This is a genomic window from Lentilitoribacter sp. EG35, assembly GCF_040784015.1.
In the GTDB taxonomy this organism is placed as follows: domain Bacteria; phylum Pseudomonadota; class Alphaproteobacteria; order Rhizobiales; family Rhizobiaceae; genus Lentilitoribacter.
Genome location: NZ_JBFNGQ010000001.1, coordinates 600,745 through 617,097 on the forward strand (window position 1 = coordinate 600,745; position 16,353 = coordinate 617,097).

At 43.6% G+C, this 16,353-nt stretch carries 13 protein-coding genes; 8 read left to right on the forward strand and 5 right to left on the reverse strand.

The window, feature by feature from the left end; genetic code table 11:
• Positions 1 to 183 precede the first annotated feature (183 nt).
• Positions 184 to 603 (forward strand): RNA polymerase-binding protein DksA, encoded by a 420-nt coding sequence (gene dksA / locus AB2J24_RS02755; protein ID WP_162652413.1) that lies wholly within the window; start codon positions 184 to 186, stop codon positions 601 to 603.
• On the opposite strand, the gene AB2J24_RS02760 is transcribed toward dksA, so the two are convergent.
• Complete coding sequence (locus tag AB2J24_RS02760) at positions 604 to 1,497, reverse strand: hypothetical protein (protein WP_367384338.1); 894 nt, start codon at positions 1,495 to 1,497, stop codon at positions 604 to 606.
• Positions 1,498 to 1,740: 243 nt separating this feature from the next.
• On the opposite strand from AB2J24_RS02760, the gene cckA reads away from it, so the two are divergent.
• Together cckA and AB2J24_RS02770 are read left to right on the forward strand one after the other, a co-directional pair.
• Positions 1,741 to 4,308, forward strand: a complete 2,568-nt coding sequence (gene cckA, locus AB2J24_RS02765) for a cell cycle histidine kinase CckA (RefSeq protein WP_367384339.1) — start codon at positions 1,741 to 1,743, stop codon at positions 4,306 to 4,308.
• A 99-nt stretch (positions 4,309 to 4,407) separates the two neighbouring features.
• Entirely contained in the window at positions 4,408 to 5,058 is a 651-nt protein-coding gene (locus AB2J24_RS02770) for an OmpA family protein (RefSeq protein WP_162652410.1), read from the forward strand.
• 45 nt (positions 5,059 to 5,103) lie between these two features.
• On the opposite strand, the gene AB2J24_RS02775 is transcribed toward AB2J24_RS02770, so the two are convergent.
• Positions 5,104 to 6,006: a pseudouridine-5'-phosphate glycosidase gene (locus tag AB2J24_RS02775; protein WP_367384340.1), complete on the reverse strand. Its 903-nt coding sequence runs from the start codon at positions 6,004 to 6,006 to the stop codon at positions 5,104 to 5,106.
• 34 nt (positions 6,007 to 6,040) lie between these two features.
• A complete protein-coding gene (locus AB2J24_RS02780; RefSeq protein WP_367384341.1) occupies positions 6,041 to 6,961 on the reverse strand; it encodes a carbohydrate kinase family protein in 921 nt (306 codons plus the stop codon).
• A 232-nt stretch (positions 6,962 to 7,193) separates the two neighbouring features.
• On the opposite strand from AB2J24_RS02780, the gene recA reads away from it, so the two are divergent.
• Together recA and alaS are read left to right on the forward strand one after the other, a co-directional pair.
• Positions 7,194 to 8,285, forward strand: a complete 1,092-nt coding sequence (recA, locus tag AB2J24_RS02785) for a recombinase RecA (RefSeq protein ID WP_162652407.1) — start codon at positions 7,194 to 7,196, stop codon at positions 8,283 to 8,285.
• Positions 8,286 to 8,464: 179 nt separating this feature from the next.
• The gene (alaS, locus tag AB2J24_RS02790; RefSeq protein ID WP_367384342.1) at positions 8,465 to 11,113 is read left to right on the forward strand and encodes an alanine--tRNA ligase; all 2,649 of its coding nucleotides are present in this window, start codon (positions 8,465 to 8,467) and stop codon (positions 11,111 to 11,113) included.
• 75 nt (positions 11,114 to 11,188) lie between these two features.
• On the opposite strand, the gene AB2J24_RS02795 is transcribed toward alaS, so the two are convergent.
• The gene (locus AB2J24_RS02795) at positions 11,189 to 12,400 is read right to left on the reverse strand and encodes an NADP-dependent isocitrate dehydrogenase (RefSeq protein ID WP_367384343.1); all 1,212 of its coding nucleotides are present in this window, start codon (positions 12,398 to 12,400) and stop codon (positions 11,189 to 11,191) included.
• 206 nt (positions 12,401 to 12,606) lie between these two features.
• Here AB2J24_RS02795 and AB2J24_RS02800 point away from each other — a divergent pair, with 206 nt between their 5' ends.
• Both AB2J24_RS02800 and murI read left to right on the forward strand, forming a co-directional pair.
• A complete protein-coding gene (locus AB2J24_RS02800; RefSeq protein WP_367384344.1) occupies positions 12,607 to 13,437 on the forward strand; it encodes an RNA methyltransferase in 831 nt (276 codons plus the stop codon).
• Positions 13,427 to 14,221 (forward strand): glutamate racemase, encoded by a 795-nt coding sequence (gene murI / locus AB2J24_RS02805; protein ID WP_367384345.1) that lies wholly within the window; start codon positions 13,427 to 13,429, stop codon positions 14,219 to 14,221. Before AB2J24_RS02800 ends, murI begins: the two co-directional genes overlap by 11 nt.
• A 9-nt stretch (positions 14,222 to 14,230) precedes the next feature.
• On the opposite strand, the gene AB2J24_RS02810 is transcribed toward murI, so the two are convergent.
• Positions 14,231 to 14,911, reverse strand: coding sequence for an alpha/beta hydrolase (locus tag AB2J24_RS02810; RefSeq protein WP_162652402.1), 681 nt, complete (start codon positions 14,909 to 14,911; stop codon positions 14,231 to 14,233).
• A 247-nt stretch (positions 14,912 to 15,158) separates the two neighbouring features.
• On the opposite strand from AB2J24_RS02810, the gene AB2J24_RS02815 reads away from it, so the two are divergent.
• Positions 15,159 to 16,325: a cysteine desulfurase family protein gene (locus AB2J24_RS02815; protein WP_367384346.1), complete on the forward strand. Its 1,167-nt coding sequence runs from the start codon at positions 15,159 to 15,161 to the stop codon at positions 16,323 to 16,325.
• Positions 16,326 to 16,353 lie beyond the last annotated feature (28 nt).

A 16,353-nucleotide genomic window follows, 5' to 3' on the forward strand; every position in this document is an offset into this window, starting at 1 on the left:
AGAATAGATATAGGCGTATGCATTGTTGATTTGTAGATGTGCCAGAATTTTTCAAATTAACAGGTTTATGAACACCAAATTCGATAAAAATTGAATTATGCGCTGAATGTGATTTTTACGTCTTGAAAGCGATCTAGACACTCGGTATACACCGCGTCAGTTAAAATTGTTGGGAGGCTTAAAATGAGTGATACCTCACATATGGATTCATACGTACCTTCTGAAGACGAGGAGTTCATGAACCCTCGGCAACTGGCATATTTCAAGGCTAAGCTCTTAGCTTCGAAAGAAGAAATTCTTGCCGGTGCCCGTGAGACAATGGGTAATCTTGCAGAGGAAAGTTCCAATCATCCTGATGTTGCTGATCGAGCATCGTCTGAGTCGGATCGTGCGATTGAACTTCGCGCAAGAGATCGTCAGAGAAAACTAATTTCTAAAATTGACGCAGCTCTACATCGAATTGAAGACGGTACATATGGTTATTGTGAAGATAGTGGCGAGCCGATTAATTTAAAGCGCTTGGATGCGCGGCCAGTTGCTACTTTGAGCATTGAAGCTCAAGAGCGTCATGAGCGTCGCGAAAAAGTATATAAAGACGAATAATTATTTTAGGCGCCTATTGCTGTCGCCTAAAAGTGCTTTCAGCTTTTTAATTCTTTCTTCCGCCGTCTCCGGGATGGGATCAAACTTTCTTGGGGCCGGTGCAGCTGCTTTGCTTTCTTGTAGTCTAGCGCGGTATTGCGCGCGCGCGGCGGCCTCTTTCTGATTTCTCAATACAGCCTGAAAATCATCAGTGTCTTCACGCGGCCGTTCAGTCGTAGTCGGCTTTGCAAATATTCTGCTACGTGCCTGATCAAAAAAATCTGAGACTTCTTCCTCAGAGCTTAACATGCTCACAGCTTTGGCAACGGTCTTTTCGTTTACCTGATTGGATTTAGAGGCTTCTAATGCATCGCTAATCAGCCTTGTCAATTCGGCTTCGTTTATTTCAGACGGCACTGACCGTGAGGATTTCTGGTATTCTACCGGATCAGATGCCTGTGCTATGCTAGTTGAAGGGGCAGAAACAGTATTAGGTTGTAGTGGTTCAGTTGCGCCATTTTGATGAAGATTTTCATCATTTGATGCCTTCACGACTTTGTTGTCACTCAGAACTGCCTGGGCTTTTTGCTCAGACTCAGGAGAGCTAACGGTGGTATTTTTTGATGAATTTAGAAGTCCGGATGATTCAATGACCAAATCTTCCTGTCCACCAATTAGAACCAGGTGTTCAATTTCATCTTTTCGTATGAGAATAAGTTTACGTTTTTGGTCGACATCTAGGCTCTCCACTATGCTTAAACGAGCATGCGGGTTCATGTGTCTCGAGAGTGTAGCAAAATTAAATTTTGTTTTGAGGAAGAATGCCAAACCTGCGCAAGCAGCAATAGCAACCATTACGAGAATGGCAGCAAAAAGCAAGTTCCCCATATTACCAGATGTCGTCGATTCGAGCATTAATGACCCCAAGAATTACCCATAAAAGCTTTTTCTGACTCTTGAATAAAAAACAACTCTCAATTTTTGTATTTAAACAACTCATTTGCGAATGGCGTGGGGATATCTTTTTATTACGCTTTCAGTCGACATAAATTGCATTAAATATTAAACTTAATGGAATCTGGGAAATTTTCCTTGAATTCGAGTCGCAAGACCATTTTGGTGCAAGTAAGATCATAACCGCTTATGTTGGGTTGATATATGAATCAGGGGCCTAAATCGAGACCAGCTATACGTCTTATAGTTGTTTCAACTGCTATGATAGTTGTTTCCATAGCTTTCTTTTTTCTAAAAGATATTATCACAACGCAGGTGTTACTCGTTTGTTTTGGAATTTTGAGTTTTCTAGGCATTTTTCTGATTATCGGATTGGTGACAGGCCTTATCGGGTTTATGCCCAAGCCACAAATTGACCCCTTTGCATTAAGTATTTTGAATAATCAGACACAAGGTATCGTGATTTCTGATCAGAAAGATCGGGTTATTTTTGGTAATGACGCATATCGAATGCTTGTCGGTTCGACGGGCGGGGAAGCATTAAAGTCTATTGGCGCGCTACTTAATCAAGATCCTGGGGCTACAGAAGCTGCATATAGATTGATAAGAGCTGTACGAGATCAAAAATCGTCCTATGAAGAATTTCGCCTTGATGCGCCAATTGGTAGTCAGACAGATGATAAGGGTCCACGTTGGTACAGACTTTCTGCAAAACCCTATAGTGATGAGACCCGAGACCAAATGATCGCATGGGAACTCATTGATATAACTGAGGAGAGAGCCGACCAAGAGCGTGTGTTCAAGGAGTTACAATACGCTATTGATTATCTTGATCATGCGCCAGTTGGGTTCTTTTCCGCCAACAATAAGGGTGAGATTGTTTATCTAAATGCGACCTTGGCGGACTGGCTTTCAATTGATCTAACGAGCTTCAAAACAGAAAATGTTCCGATTTCTAATATTGTTGCTGGAGAAGGGCTTGCGTTAATTAATTCAGTCCAAGCAGAGCCTGGGCTAAATAAGACAGCTTTCATTGACCTTGATCTATTGAAAACGAATGGTCAAAGCCTGCCTGTTCAACTTGTTCATAAAGTTTCGGCCACTCATGATGGGGCTCCAGGTGAAAGCAGAACTATTGTCGTTGGCCGAAAAGATAATGATGGTGCGCAAGTTCCATCTGCGACCGCAGAGATGCGATTTACGCGGTTTTTCAACAATACGCCGATGGCGATTGCTTCCGTTGATGCATCTGGAAAAATACTCCGAACTAATGCACCATTTTTCAAAATGTTTGATGGAATTATTGGTCGGCAGCATATTGAAAATGGAGTTTTACTTGAAAGTTTATTCCGTGATGAGGATATTGACGGTTACCGTGAAAGCCTTGTTCAGGCAGCAGATAAGCAAGGCAATATCGCACCCGTAGATGCAAGACATCCAAAGGACGATGAGCGCTATTTTCGTTTTTATGTTAACTCGGTTATTGAGCAACCGGATGAGGTATCTCGTGAGCTAGCAATCATATATGTTGTTGAAACAACTGAACAAAAAGCTTTTGAATCTCAAATGGCGCAAACTCAGAAAATGAATGCGGTTGGCACGTTGGCAGGAGGTATTGCTCATGATTTCAACAATGTTTTAACGGCAATTCTTCTTTCATCGGATCACTTGCTTCTAAATTCTGGTCCCGCCAGCAGTGATTTTGCTGACTTGATGGAGATTAAACGTAATGCCAACCGGGCTGCCGTACTTGTGCGGCAATTGTTGGCATTTTCACGGAAACAAACAATGCGCCCGTCAGTGTTGTCCATGGTGGATGTTCTTGGTGATTTACGCATGTTGGTCGACCGTTTGACGGGAACAAACGTTAAGCTAAAGGTGGAGTTTGGCAAAGATGTATGGCCTGTTAAAACAGATCTCGGTCAATTTGAGCAAGTGCTTGTTAATTTGGCTGTCAATGCACGGGATGCGATGCCCGAAGGCGGAGAGGTTACAATTCGGACACGGAATGTGGAAGAGGATGAGATTGCAGCTCTGAATTATCGCGGAATGTCATCTGGTGAGTATGTTCTGGTTGAGGTTGAAGATCAGGGAACAGGTATAGAACCTGAAGTATTGGAACAGATTTTTGAACCATTTTTCACAACCAAAGACGTTGGTAAGGGAACGGGTCTTGGGCTGTCTATGGTTTACGGCATTATTAAGCAATCCGGTGGTTTTATCTATCCTGAATCTGAAGTTGGTAAAGGTACAACGTTCAATATATTCCTACCCCGCTTCGAAGAAATTGCAGCTGCCAATGATGATGAGCAGAAATCAGGAAAAGATAAAGGCGATGATGTTTCTATCGCAAAGAAGCCTGCGGACGCTAAACTTGGTGACGAAAGTTCTGACCTAACTGGTGATTCGACAACAGTCCTATTGGTTGAGGATGAAGAAGCTGTGCGTCGCGGTGGAAAGCGAATGCTCGAAACGCGTGGTTATGATGTGCACGAAGCAGGAGATGGTGCGGAAGCACTTGAAATTCTTCATGAACTTAAAGGCAAAGTGGACATTGTTGTATCTGATGTAGTTATGCCAGAAATGGATGGCCCAACGTTGCTACGTGAACTTCGTAAGGATTATCCGGATATAAAATTTATTTTTGTATCGGGCTATGCAGAAGATGCATTTGCAAAAAATCTGCCAGAAGGCGCTCAATTTGGCTTCTTGGCAAAACCGTTCTCATTAAAGCAATTAGCAACTGCTGTTCGTGATATGCTTGATAAATAGTAATTTATTTGCTTCACTTAGTTTGAAACGATTAATTCATCTTAATGCCATATTTCATGGTGACAACTGAATTACGGAAATTTTAACAGGGGGAATCCCATGAAAACCCAAATTATCGCCACTCTTCTTGCGGGAGTTTTCTTAGCGTCTTGTACCACAACTGATCCTTATACTGGTCAGCAAAAGATTAGTAACACAGGTAAAGGTGCCGCACTGGGCGCTGCTGCAGGTGCTGGTCTTGGTCTCCTAGCTGGTGGCGATGATCGCCGAAATGCGCTTGTCGGTGCTGGTATCGGCCTTTTAGCCGGTGGTGCAATTGGCAACTATATGGACCAACAAGAAGCTGAACTTCGTGCACAATTGCAGGGTACGGGCGTAACGGTTACACGAAATGGTAACCAAATTATTTTGAACATGCCGTCCAATATTACATTTGATGTGGGGCAATCGGTAATCAAACCTACATTTGTTAATACGCTTAATGGCGTTTCTATCGTTGTAAGTAAGTTTAACAAAACATTGGTAGATGTTTACGGTCACACGGATTCAACCGGTAGTGATCAGTCAAATCAGATTTTGTCTAATCAGCGTGCGCAATCTGTTGCTAATTATCTATCGCAAACTGGTGTAGACCCACGCCGCTTTAGAACTCTTGGCTTTGGCGAAACGCGTCCAATTGCAGATAATAGTACGGAATTTGGTCGTGCGGCTAATAGACGGGTCGAAATTCAACTTTCACCACTTAGTTAATCTAATAAATTGTCTGGCGTTTTGAACGCCAGACAATTTCAAGACTTATGACGCTAACTCAATCGCGATTTCTGTCGCGATTTTTGCGTTATTGCGCACAAGCGCAATATTTGTTTCTAGGCTTTTGCCGTTAGTTAATTCAAATATTTTTCCAAGCAAAAATGGCGTTACATCCTTACCGGATATGTTCTGCTTACTAGCCTCGGTAAGTGCTTGTTCAATATAGGTATTCATCTCACTAGCCGAAATTTCATTTGCCGTAGGGACGGGGTTTCCTACAAGCATTCCACCATGATTACCAAACTTTTGCCGTGTCTTCTCAAATGAAGCAACGTCCAACGCGTTTTCGACACGTAGCGGAGATTTATATTCTGACTTTTGTGACCAAAAAGCGGGAAAGCTATCTTGGCCAATCGTCACTATAGGCACCCCCAATGTTTCCAGTACCTCAAGTGTTTTGGCTATATCCAGAATGGCTTTTGCTCCGGCCGCGACCACAACAACAGGCGTTCTGCCAAGTTCTTGTAAATCTGCAGAGATATCAAAACTATCCGATGCTCCGCGATGTACGCCACCAATCCCGCCAGTCGCAAAAACTTGTATTCCAGCTTCGTGCGCCGCCATCATCGTTGCAGCAACCGTCGTAGCTCCTGTTTTCTTTTGAGAAATAGCAAAGGCCATGTCGGCTCTAGACACTTTCATTGCATCTTTGGTTTGAGCAAGTTCTTCTAGTGTCTTTTGCTCTAATCCGATATGTAAGTTACCTTGTATGACAGCAATTGTAGCTGGCGTTGCGCCACCATCGCGAATGAGCTGCTCGACGCCTGTCGCCATTTCAAAATTGCCCGGCCAAGGCATGCCATGTGTTATAATAGTTGATTCAAGAGCAACAATTGGCGCCTTGTTGTCGATGGCCTGTTTTACTTCATTACTAAAATGCAATTGCATTAGATATCCTGCTTTGATTATTGTTTGCCGATCTTTAATCTGGCTGCATTATTGCTTCAATAGTTTTTGTTGATAATTGCTCACTACATGCACCGTTTACTTCTATTGTTATTTTGGCGGCAGCCAGACCAGTGCTTAACGCTTCTTCTGCGTTGGCGTTTTTTAGTGTTGATGCAATGAAACCGGAAAGTATGGCGTCGCCTGCGCCGGTCACATCCTGTATTTTATCCGAAGGGTAGGGCGGTAGGCTGATTGTTTGGGTATGGTTGGAAAAATAGTGCAGGCCATTTGACCCATCTGTAATAATTCCAGACTTCAGTCCCATATTATGAAGTTGCTCAATCAATTCCGGTATGGAATGCTTTGTAAGCCCCGTCAATTCTATTGCTTCGTTCATATTCATCGATAATAAATTAAGGCTTGGTAGCGAGGGTTGAAGTCTTTTGACTTTGGCAGGTGAAGTTGCCACTGCATACCAGCTGCATTGCTCAGTTTTTAATTTACCGATGGCGCTTGATATATGTGCCGGAAAATTCGCGTCTGTTATGATTATATCAGCTTGTGTGATTTTCGTTCGTAGCTTCTCTGTGAGAAAACTTTCCGTAGTAAGTTCATCATAAAGCTGCATATCCGCTAAAGCTGCAATAAGTTCACCATTTTTATCTTTAAGAGCTGTGTAGCTTGGTGAATTGCCTTCAAGCTGAATTGGAAAGTCAATAAAATTTGATAAATTTCGCAACTTGTTTTTAATCGCAAATGTTAGGTTGCCATCCGCACGCGGTGAGGAAAATATCACGGGAATATCTAATTGTGCTAAGTTACTTGCTACATTAAACGCGCCGCCGCCTATGTCTTCCCTCATGGTTCCCGGGATGCTCGAACCTGTTATATAGGGTTTGTTCATGGTTCCATTTCGGTCGATATGAGCACCACCCATAATAAGAATAGGTTTCAATGGGTTATTCCTTTCGGCGAATCGTCTATCATGCTGAAAGCGATTTTAGTTTAAATCTATTTGACTTGAAATAGATTGTTGAAGTTGTTGGACAAAAATAGAACATATTCGTATTTATTAAATATTTTCATATAGTTAAGTTGGTATTGCCAAATGAGAACAAATAGAGTACGTTTAGGTTATGGAAGCGCTGATTACTTGCGGCGGCTAAATAATTTGAAGGTATGTAATCATGGGACAAAACTCTTTGCGACTTGTAGAGGAAAAATCAGTGGATAAAAGTAAGGCGCTGGATGCAGCACTTTCTCAGATTGAGCGATCATACGGAAAAGGCTCAATCATGAAACTCGGCTCAAATGAGAGTGTTGTCGAGATTGAAAAGGTTTCAACAGGTTCTCTCGGCCTTGATATTGCCCTTGGTATTGGTGGTCTGCCTAAAGGCCGTGTTATTGAGATTTATGGTCCTGAGAGTTCAGGTAAAACGACCATGGCATTACAGACGATTGCTCAAGCTCAAAAAGATGGCGGTATCTGTGGTTTCATTGATGCAGAGCATGCTCTTGATCCGGTTTATGCGCGTAAGCTTGGTGTTGATCTTGAAGACCTTTTGATATCACAGCCAGATACTGGTGAGCAGGCATTAGAAATTACGGATACACTGGTTCGTTCTGGTGCGCTTGATGTTCTTGTTGTTGATTCTGTGGCAGCTCTTACTCCCCGAGCAGAGATTGAAGGTGAAATGGGCGATAGTCTCCCGGGCTTGCAAGCTCGTTTGATGAGCCAAGCCTTACGCAAGTTGACAGGTTCGATTTCAAAATCAAATACCATGGTTATTTTTATCAACCAAATCCGTATGAAAATTGGTGTGATGTTTGGTTCACCGGAAACAACAACAGGCGGCAATGCGCTTAAATTTTATGCATCAGTCCGTTTGGATATTCGCCGTATTGGTGCTGTAAAGGACCGCGATGAAATTGTAGGTAACCAGACACGTGTTAAAGTTGTAAAGAATAAGATGGCACCTCCATTTAAGCAGGTTGAATTTGATATTATGTATGGTGCAGGTTCTTCCAAAACGGGCGAATTGGTTGATTTAGGAGTCAAAGCTGGAATAGTCGAGAAATCTGGCTCCTGGTTCTCATATAATAGTCAACGCTTGGGACAGGGACGTGAAAACGCAAAGCAATTCCTTGCTGATCACCCAGAAACTGCGGATGAGATTGAATTATCATTGCGTCAGAACGCTGGTCTGATTGCAGAGCAATTGCTTGATGACCCTTCTGGTGGTGCATCCGATGATAAGGATGATGCTGCAAAAGCTTAATCTGCTTTAAGTATTTGAAATTTATTTGTCGTCTCCATCATTTGATGGGGGCGGCTTATTTATCTTTGCTTTGTCATATTCTTAGGCGCTTGGCGGGATTCGGAAGATTATTTGGTTGATTAAGCCTTCTTTCAGCCTTAAGAAAAAACTACTTTTGGCCATTTGAGGTTTGATTAGGTATGAGCGGCGTAAACGATATTAGATCTGTATTTTTGGATTATTTTAAATCCCACGGACATGAAGTTGTATCTTCTAGTTCGCTGGTTCCGCAAAATGATCCAACATTGATGTTCACAAATGCCGGAATGGTTCAGTTCAAGAATGTTTTTACGGGGCTTGAGCAGAGACCATATTCGACAGCTGCAACATCGCAAAAATGCGTACGTGCTGGTGGTAAGCACAATGATCTGGATAATGTTGGGTATACAGCACGCCATCATACATTTTTTGAGATGTTAGGTAATTTCTCATTTGGTGACTATTTTAAAGAGCAAGCCATTCTCCATGCGTGGAATTTGATAACTAAAGAATATGCTCTACCGGAAGAGAAGTTATTGGTGACCGTCTATTCAGAGGATGACGAGGCTGCGGATCTTTGGAAAAAAATCGCTGGTTTGAAAGATGATCGTATCATTCGGATTCCAACCAGTGATAATTTTTGGTCTATGGGTGATACTGGACCTTGTGGCCCATGTTCTGAAATTTTCTTTGATCATGGTGAAGATATATGGGGTGGCCCTCCCGGCTCACCGGAAGAAGATGGTGATCGCTTTATCGAAATTTGGAACCTTGTGTTCATGCAATATGAGCAGATTTCCAAAGATCAACGCGAAAACTTACCTAAACCATCTATTGACACAGGCATGGGGCTAGAACGTATCGCTGCTGTTCTGCAAGGCAAGCATAACAACTATGAGATCGATTTATTTGAGAAGCTCATTAATGCGTCGGTTGAAGCAACGGGCGTGATGGCTGATGGCGATCAACTGCCTAGTCATCGTGTGATAGCTGATCACTTGCGAGCTTGCAGTTTTCTCGTTGCCGATGGTGTTCTTCCTTCAAATGAGGGGCGTGGTTATGTGCTTAGACGTATCATGCGTCGTGCAATGCGACACGCTAATCTTCTTGGTGCGAAAGAACCGTTGATGCACAAATTGGTTCCAAGCCTCGTTTCGGAAATGGGGGATGCTTTTCCAGAGTTGCGTCAGACCGAAAGTCTCATAAGAGAAACATTTGAGATTGAAGAAGTGCGCTTTCAGAGAACGCTTGGTCGGGGTCTACAGCTTCTAAATGAAGCTACAGCTGATATGCATGAGGGTGATGAGCTCAAAGGCGATGTGGCATTTAAACTTTATGATACTTATGGATTTCCGCTTGATTTGACGCAAGACGCGCTTCGCTCGCGTTCGATTGACGTTGATGTAGATGGTTTTAATACGTCCATGGAGAAGCAAAAAGCAGAAGCTCGGGCAAATTGGTCCGGTTCTGGGGATGTTGCATCAGAAGCTATATGGTTCAGCGTATTTGATCGTGTTGGGTCCACCGAGTTTTTGGGTTATGAAAAGTTACTCGCAGAAGGCGTTATAGAATCAATAGTTAAGGATGGCGAAGAGGTCAAAAAAGCCGGTAATGGCGATGAGGTAAGTTTGGTTTTTAATCAATCACCCTTCTATGCAGAAATGGGTGGTCAGATGGGTGACACTGGGCAGATATTTTTTGAAAATGGCGCCATTGCAGATGTAAAAAATGTTTCAAAGAAGGCTGATGGTCTATTTGTTCACCATGCGGTTCTAAAGGAGGGAGAGGTTTCTGTAGGTGAAGCCGGTCGTTTAGAGGTTGATCCCGACCGCAGGGCTAATATTTGTCGAAATCACTCTGCCACTCATTTACTGCACGAGAGCCTTCGTCAAGTGCTGGGTGACCATGTCGCACAAAAAGGGTCTCTTGTTTCGGCAGATAGGCTTCGATTTGATTTCTCTCACCAGAAGCCACTTGAAGCTGATGAGCTTTCAAAAATTGAAACTATTACTAATGAAGTTGTCTTGCAAAGCGAACCTGTGACGACGCGTGTAATGGGTGTAGACGATGCTGTTGAAGCAGGAGCTCGTGCCTTGTTTGGCGAAAAGTACGGTGAGGAAGTTCGTGTCGTAGCGATGGGATCACAACCCGATAGTTCAGGTGAAGATGGTCAATTCTCTGTGGAGCTTTGTGGTGGGACACACGTCTCGAACACAGGTGAAATTGGCCTTGTAGCTGTCGTGGGTGAAAGTGCGGTATCTGCTGGTGTTAGGCGTATTGAGGCACTAAGTGGTGATGCGGCGCGGGATTACTTCAGAACGCAAGAGGCCACGTTAAAATCTGCCGCTGCTGCCCTTAAAACCTCGCCATCAGAAGTTCCCAATCGAGTTGCGCAGTTGCTTGAAGAGAGAAAGCAGTTGGAAAAAGAATTGTCAGATACAAAACGCCAACTTGCTATGGGCGGGGGCGCTAAATCTGACGGTGCTGAAATGATCAATGACATCAGCTTTATAGGTAAGGTCGTCGAGGGTATTGGCGGCCGTGAGTTAAAGGCTCTGGCAGATGACGGCAAGAATTCAATTGGTTCTGGAATTGTGGCCTTCATTGGTATTGACGGTGGTAAAGCTGGTGCTGTTGTGGGTGTGACGGATGATCTTGTTGGAAAATACAGTGCAGTCGACTTGGTTCGTGCTGCATCGGAAGTTCTCGGTGGGAAGGGTGGCGGCGGTCGTCCTGATATGGCGCAAGCTGGTGGTCCTGATACATCAAAAAGCCCTGACGCTATAGATGCTATTAAGGCGTTACTCTAAACCAGTTATACTGATATCAAAAATAAAAAGCCCGCTGCAAATAATGCAGCGGGCTTTTTGAATCAAGTTATGAACTTAAGCCATTGCTTTTTGTAGATTTTCATCGATCTTATCTAGGAAGCCTGTTGTTGACAGCCAAGGCTGATCAGGACCAATCAATAATGCCAAGTCTTTTGTCATAAAGCCAGATTCCACTGTGTCCACGCATACTTTTTCAAGTGTTAGCGCAAATTTTGCAAGCTCGGCATTATCATCAAGCTTTGCGCGGTGAGCCAGGCCACGTGTCCATGCAAAGATAGAGGCAATTGAGTTGGTAGAAGTCTCTTCACCTTTTTGATGCTGGCGATAGTGACGTGTGACTGTTCCGTGAGCGGCTTCTGCTTCGACAGTGCGGCCATCGGGAGACATAAGAACCGACGTCATTAAGCCAAGTGAACCAAACCCTTGAGCAACGGTGTCCGACTGAACATCGCCATCATAGTTTTTACAAGCCCAAACGTAACCACCAGACCATTTAAGGTTTGATGCGACCATGTCGTCAATCAAGCGGTGTTCATAAGTGATATTTGCTTCTTCGAATTTTTCTTTGAATTCGTTTTGATAAACTTCTTCGAAGATATCCTTAAAGCGACCATCATACACTTTCATGATAGTGTTTTTAGTAGACAGATAAACTGGAACTTTGCGTTGCAAGCCGTAATTCATGGATGCGCGAGCGAAGTCTTCAATGGATTTATCAAGGTTGTACATGCCCATTGCGATACCAGCAGATGGTGCTTCGAAGATATCATACTCTTGCTCGGTGCCGTCTTCGCCAACAAATTTCATAGTAACTTTACCCTTGCCAGGGAATTTAAAGTCTGTCGCGCGATATTGGTCACCAAATGCGTGACGACCAACGATAACCGGTTTTGTCCAGCCCGGAACCAAACGTGGGACGTTTTTACAAATGATTGGTTCGCGGAAGATTACACCACCGAGAATGTTTCTGATTGTGCCGTTTGGTGAACGATACATTTTTTTGAGGTCGAACTCTTCAACGCGGGCTTCATCTGGCGTAATGGTCGCGCATTTGACACCCACGCCATATTTTTGGATTGCATTTGCAGCATCTACAGTGATCTGATCGTCAGTCTCATCACGTGCTTCCATACCTAAATCGTAATATTTTAGGTCAATATCTAGATAGGGGTGAATCAATTTATCTTTGATGAATTGCCAGATGATACGTGTCATCTCATCACCATCGAGTTCCACAACAGGATTTTCGACTTTAATTTTCGCCATATTTGGGACCTTTATATTGGAAGTGCGTAACCTGCTTGAAGTGCAGGATTGAACTGATGCGCCCTCATAGCAAAGCACAGCTCGCAGTGCAATATTTATGGGAAAAAAGCTCTGAACACACATTTGCTCTGTTTGGAGATTATTGAAGTGCTTTTAAATTAGGTACAAATGTGCAACACGAGCGTAGTGATTAAGATGGAATATTTATGTCTGGTACGAATAGTAAAAAACAGATGATCTCTGAGGGACCAATTATTATATTGGTTGAACCACAACTGGGCGAAAATATCGGCATGGTGGCACGCGCCATGGCCAATTTCGGCTTGGATGACCTCAGAATTGTGGCGCCGCGCGATGGCTGGCCAAATGAGAAAGCTATATCCGCAGCGAGTAAAGCAGATCATGTTTTAGATGGAGCGCAGATTTTTGATGATCTTTCATCAGCAATCGCGGATTTAAATTTCGTCCTCGCCACAACGGCAAGGGAACGTGATGGGCATAAGCCGGTACAAGGCCCTGTCTCGGCGGCAAAAGAGCTCCGTGTTCGGTTTAAGCGTGGGGAGAAGATTGGGATACTTTTCGGCAGAGAACGAATTGGTTTACGCAACGATGAAGTAAGTCTGGCTGATGAACTTGTTACATTTCCAGTAAATCCTGCATTTGCATCATTAAATATATCACAAGCAGTGCTTTTAATGTCGTATGAATGGCTAAAAAGTGGGCTTGATAGTGAAACTGATATTCCTCACCAGTCACCAGATTTTGCGCCTGCGGAGAAACACCATCTACGTGGTTTAATTGATCAAGTTGAAGAAGCTTTGGATTCTCGTGGATATTTTAGATCAAAGAAAAAACGGCCTGCTTTGATTGATAATCTTCGTGCGGTTTTTTCGAGGCCAGCTTTTTCAGAAAACGAAATCTTCTTTTTGAGAGGCGTTTTCTCGTCGTTAGACCAGTATAGCCGATCAGCCCCTAAAGGGAAATCAGGCCCTGGCTTAGGTGGTCGTAGTGCTGATGATGGTTTGAATGATGAATAAGCAGGCACCAATTCTGCTTTTTGACAGTGGTATAGGTGGCTTAACCGTGTTGCGTGAGGCACGAATTTTAGTGCCGGAGAGGCAGTTTATCTATGTCGCCGATGATGCTGCTTTTCCTTATGGTTCATGGGATGAGACTAATCTAGAATCCCATATTGTAGAGCTTATGGGTAAGTTGATAGAAACCTATCGACCTGAACTTATAATCATCGCCTGTAATACTGCTTCTACTCTTGTTATGACGGCTTTGCGATCGAGGTTTCCTGAAGTCAAATTTGTTGGCACAGTACCTGCAATTAAACCTGCCGCTGAACGCACAAAATCTGGCGTGATTTCTGTATTGGCAACCCCGGGCACTGTCAAACGAGCTTATACACGCGATTTGATACAGTCATTTGCCAGTCAATGTCATGTGCGACTTGTTGGTTCAGAAGACCTTGCCGGACTGGCGGAGGCTTATATGAGCGGGGGAAAGGTAAGTGATGATGCATTGCGCCCAATTATCGAGCAATGTCTTATTGAGCTTGATGGAAACCATACTGATATTGTTGTGCTGGCTTGTACGCATTACCCATTTTTGGCAAATCGTTTTCGTCAAATCTCGCCCTGGCCAGTTGATTGGTTAGATCCGGCTGAGGCAATTGCACGGCATGCAATAAGTTTGATTGACCGCGCTCAAGTATCAGGGCAACCTGATAAGGATGTAGCCCTGTTTACATCGTCCACGGTCAGCTTCTCAAAAGCGCAGTTGATTAGAGGGTTTGGACTGGAACTTTTAGTTTAGCTCATCCGACTAGCGAAGACGCTTTGATGGGCGGGGTTCGGGAACAAGCTCTCCATTCAGGCGGCGATCGAGATAATCAGCACACTCAGCGATAAGCAAATCTGTTTTATCTGTAAAGAAGTGGTTTGCACCGAGCATCGTTTGATGTGTGATCAAGATACCTTTTTGGGTGCGTAGTTTATCAACTAAAACCTGAACATCTTTTTCGGGCGCTACTTGGTCTTCATCACCATGAATGATGAGACCGGAAGACGGACAGGGTGCCAAAAATGAAAAGTCATAGGTATTTGGCTGCGGAGCAATGGACATGAAACCTTCGATCTCAGGACGACGCATCAATAATTGCATACCAATCCATGATCCAAATGAGTAACCCGCAACCCAGCAGTTTTTTGAATCTGGGTGGAGTGTTTGTATCCAATCAAGAGCTGCTGCTGCATCAGATAATTCACCTGCACCATGATCAAAATTACCCTGGCTACGGCCAATACCGCGAAAATTAAAGCGAAGCGTTGTAAAGCCACGTGCTTTGAACATGTAGAAAAGTTCATATACAATGCGGTTATCCATCGTGCCGCCGAATTGTGGATGGGGGTGTAAGATAATTGCAATTGGAGCATTTTTATCTGTACCGGGTTGATAACGTCCTTCAAGACGACCTTGTGGTCCGTTAAAAATTACCTCAGGCATTTTTTCTCCATTCGTGGTTTCCAGAATATATTTCATAAATCATTGAAATAATCTGGCGATTTTATGCAACGAGCCTTGACGATGGCTACCAGTCTTCATAAAACCTAGTTTAGAATTATTCGAAAGTAGCTATAATTCACATTATAGTTTTTTTGTCAGACGCCGCTTCATAGGACAAGCGGGGTTAAAAATTCAAGCATAAACGTACAAAGTCAGGTTTTGTGGCAAGATTGATGGTGTTTGGTTAATGGTTTCACGGGTCTATATGGATTATAATGCGACTGCGCCGCTTTTGTCGTGTGCTAAGGACGCAATGATTCTGGCCATGGATGAACTGGGAAATCCGTCTTCGGTGCACCGTGAGGGGCAAATGGCGCGGCGGATGATTAATCAAGCCCGCGCTCAAGTCGCACATCTTTGTGATGCTGATCCGGCCCATGTAACGTTTGTTTCGGGCGCGACTGAAGCTGCGTATCATTTACTAACACCTGATTACAAAATGGGCCGCTCTCCAATAAAGGTCGCAAAACTTTATATTTCAGCGGTTGAACATCCGTGTGTGCTATCCGGTGGCCGATTTGAATCCGGTGATGTTGAAATTATTGCCGTCGATAGTCAGGGGCGTATTAATTTAGATGCCCTGCAACAAGCGCTTTCAAATCATGACCATGAGCAAGGCTTGCCCTTGCTAGCGCTGCAGGTTGCCAATAATGAAACTGGTGTTTTGCAACCTGTTGAGAAAGCGTTAGAACTTGCGAAAGCACATAAAGCAATCACAGTTCTGGATGCTGTGCAAGCTGTTGGGAAGATTGAATTCTCGATGGGAAATATAGGTGCGGATTTTGTATTTATCTCTGCACATAAACTTGGTGGCCCGAAAGGTGTCGGTGCGATTATCTCTCAAGGTGAGGTATTGATGCCGAAACCGCTTATTTCTGGCGGAGGCCATGAAAAAGGTCATCGTGGTGGTACTGAGAATTTAATTGGGATTGCAGGGTTTGGCGCATCTTGTTTGTATGCAAAAGAAAACATATATAATTTTTATAAGTTTTCAAAATTGCGTGATCAAATTGAGGGAAATATATCGAAAATAGCACCGGATATTGTGATCTACGGCAGAGAGGTTGAACGTATAAGCAATACGATCTGTTTTTCACTACCGGATACAAAGTCAGAAACGTTGCAAATTGCGTTTGATATTGATGGGATTGCTGCATCATCTGGGTCTGCTTGCTCATCGGGAAAAGTTGGCGAGAGCCATGTATTGGCGGCGATGGGTGCTGATACAAAAGCAGGTGCCCTGCGGATTAGTACCGGGCATGGCACAAGTGATGAAGAAGTTAAAGCGTTTATGAGCGCATTTGAAAGAATTAATAAACGTCGATTGGATCGACGAAAAGTAGCTGCGGCCTAAAGTTATAGGCTGAAGTAAGAATAATGAA

What these genes read in the sequence shown, in the direction of transcription:
- AB2J24_RS02770 (WP_162652410.1), top strand. Translation starts at nt 4,408, where the DNA reads ATGAAAACCCAAATTATCGCCACTCTTCTTGCGGGAGTTTTCTTAGCG.
- murI (WP_367384345.1), top strand. Translation starts at nt 13,427, where the DNA reads ATGATGAATAAGCAGGCACCAATTCTGCTTTTTGACAGTGGTATAGGT.
- AB2J24_RS02775 (WP_367384340.1), bottom strand. Translation starts at nt 6,006, where the DNA reads ATGCAATTGCATTTTAGTAATGAAGTAAAACAGGCCATCGACAACAAG.
- dksA (WP_162652413.1), top strand. Translation starts at nt 184, where the DNA reads ATGAGTGATACCTCACATATGGATTCATACGTACCTTCTGAAGACGAG.
- alaS (WP_367384342.1), top strand. Translation starts at nt 8,465, where the DNA reads ATGAGCGGCGTAAACGATATTAGATCTGTATTTTTGGATTATTTTAAA.
- AB2J24_RS02800 (WP_367384344.1), top strand. Translation starts at nt 12,607, where the DNA reads ATGTCTGGTACGAATAGTAAAAAACAGATGATCTCTGAGGGACCAATT.
- AB2J24_RS02815 (WP_367384346.1), top strand. Translation starts at nt 15,159, where the DNA reads ATGGTTTCACGGGTCTATATGGATTATAATGCGACTGCGCCGCTTTTG.
- AB2J24_RS02795 (WP_367384343.1), bottom strand. Translation starts at nt 12,400, where the DNA reads ATGGCGAAAATTAAAGTCGAAAATCCTGTTGTGGAACTCGATGGTGAT.
- cckA (WP_367384339.1), top strand. Translation starts at nt 1,741, where the DNA reads ATGAATCAGGGGCCTAAATCGAGACCAGCTATACGTCTTATAGTTGTT.
- AB2J24_RS02810 (WP_162652402.1), bottom strand. Translation starts at nt 14,911, where the DNA reads ATGCCTGAGGTAATTTTTAACGGACCACAAGGTCGTCTTGAAGGACGT.
- AB2J24_RS02760 (WP_367384338.1), bottom strand. Translation starts at nt 1,497, where the DNA reads ATGCTCGAATCGACGACATCTGGTAATATGGGGAACTTGCTTTTTGCT.
- recA (WP_162652407.1), top strand. Translation starts at nt 7,194, where the DNA reads ATGGGACAAAACTCTTTGCGACTTGTAGAGGAAAAATCAGTGGATAAA.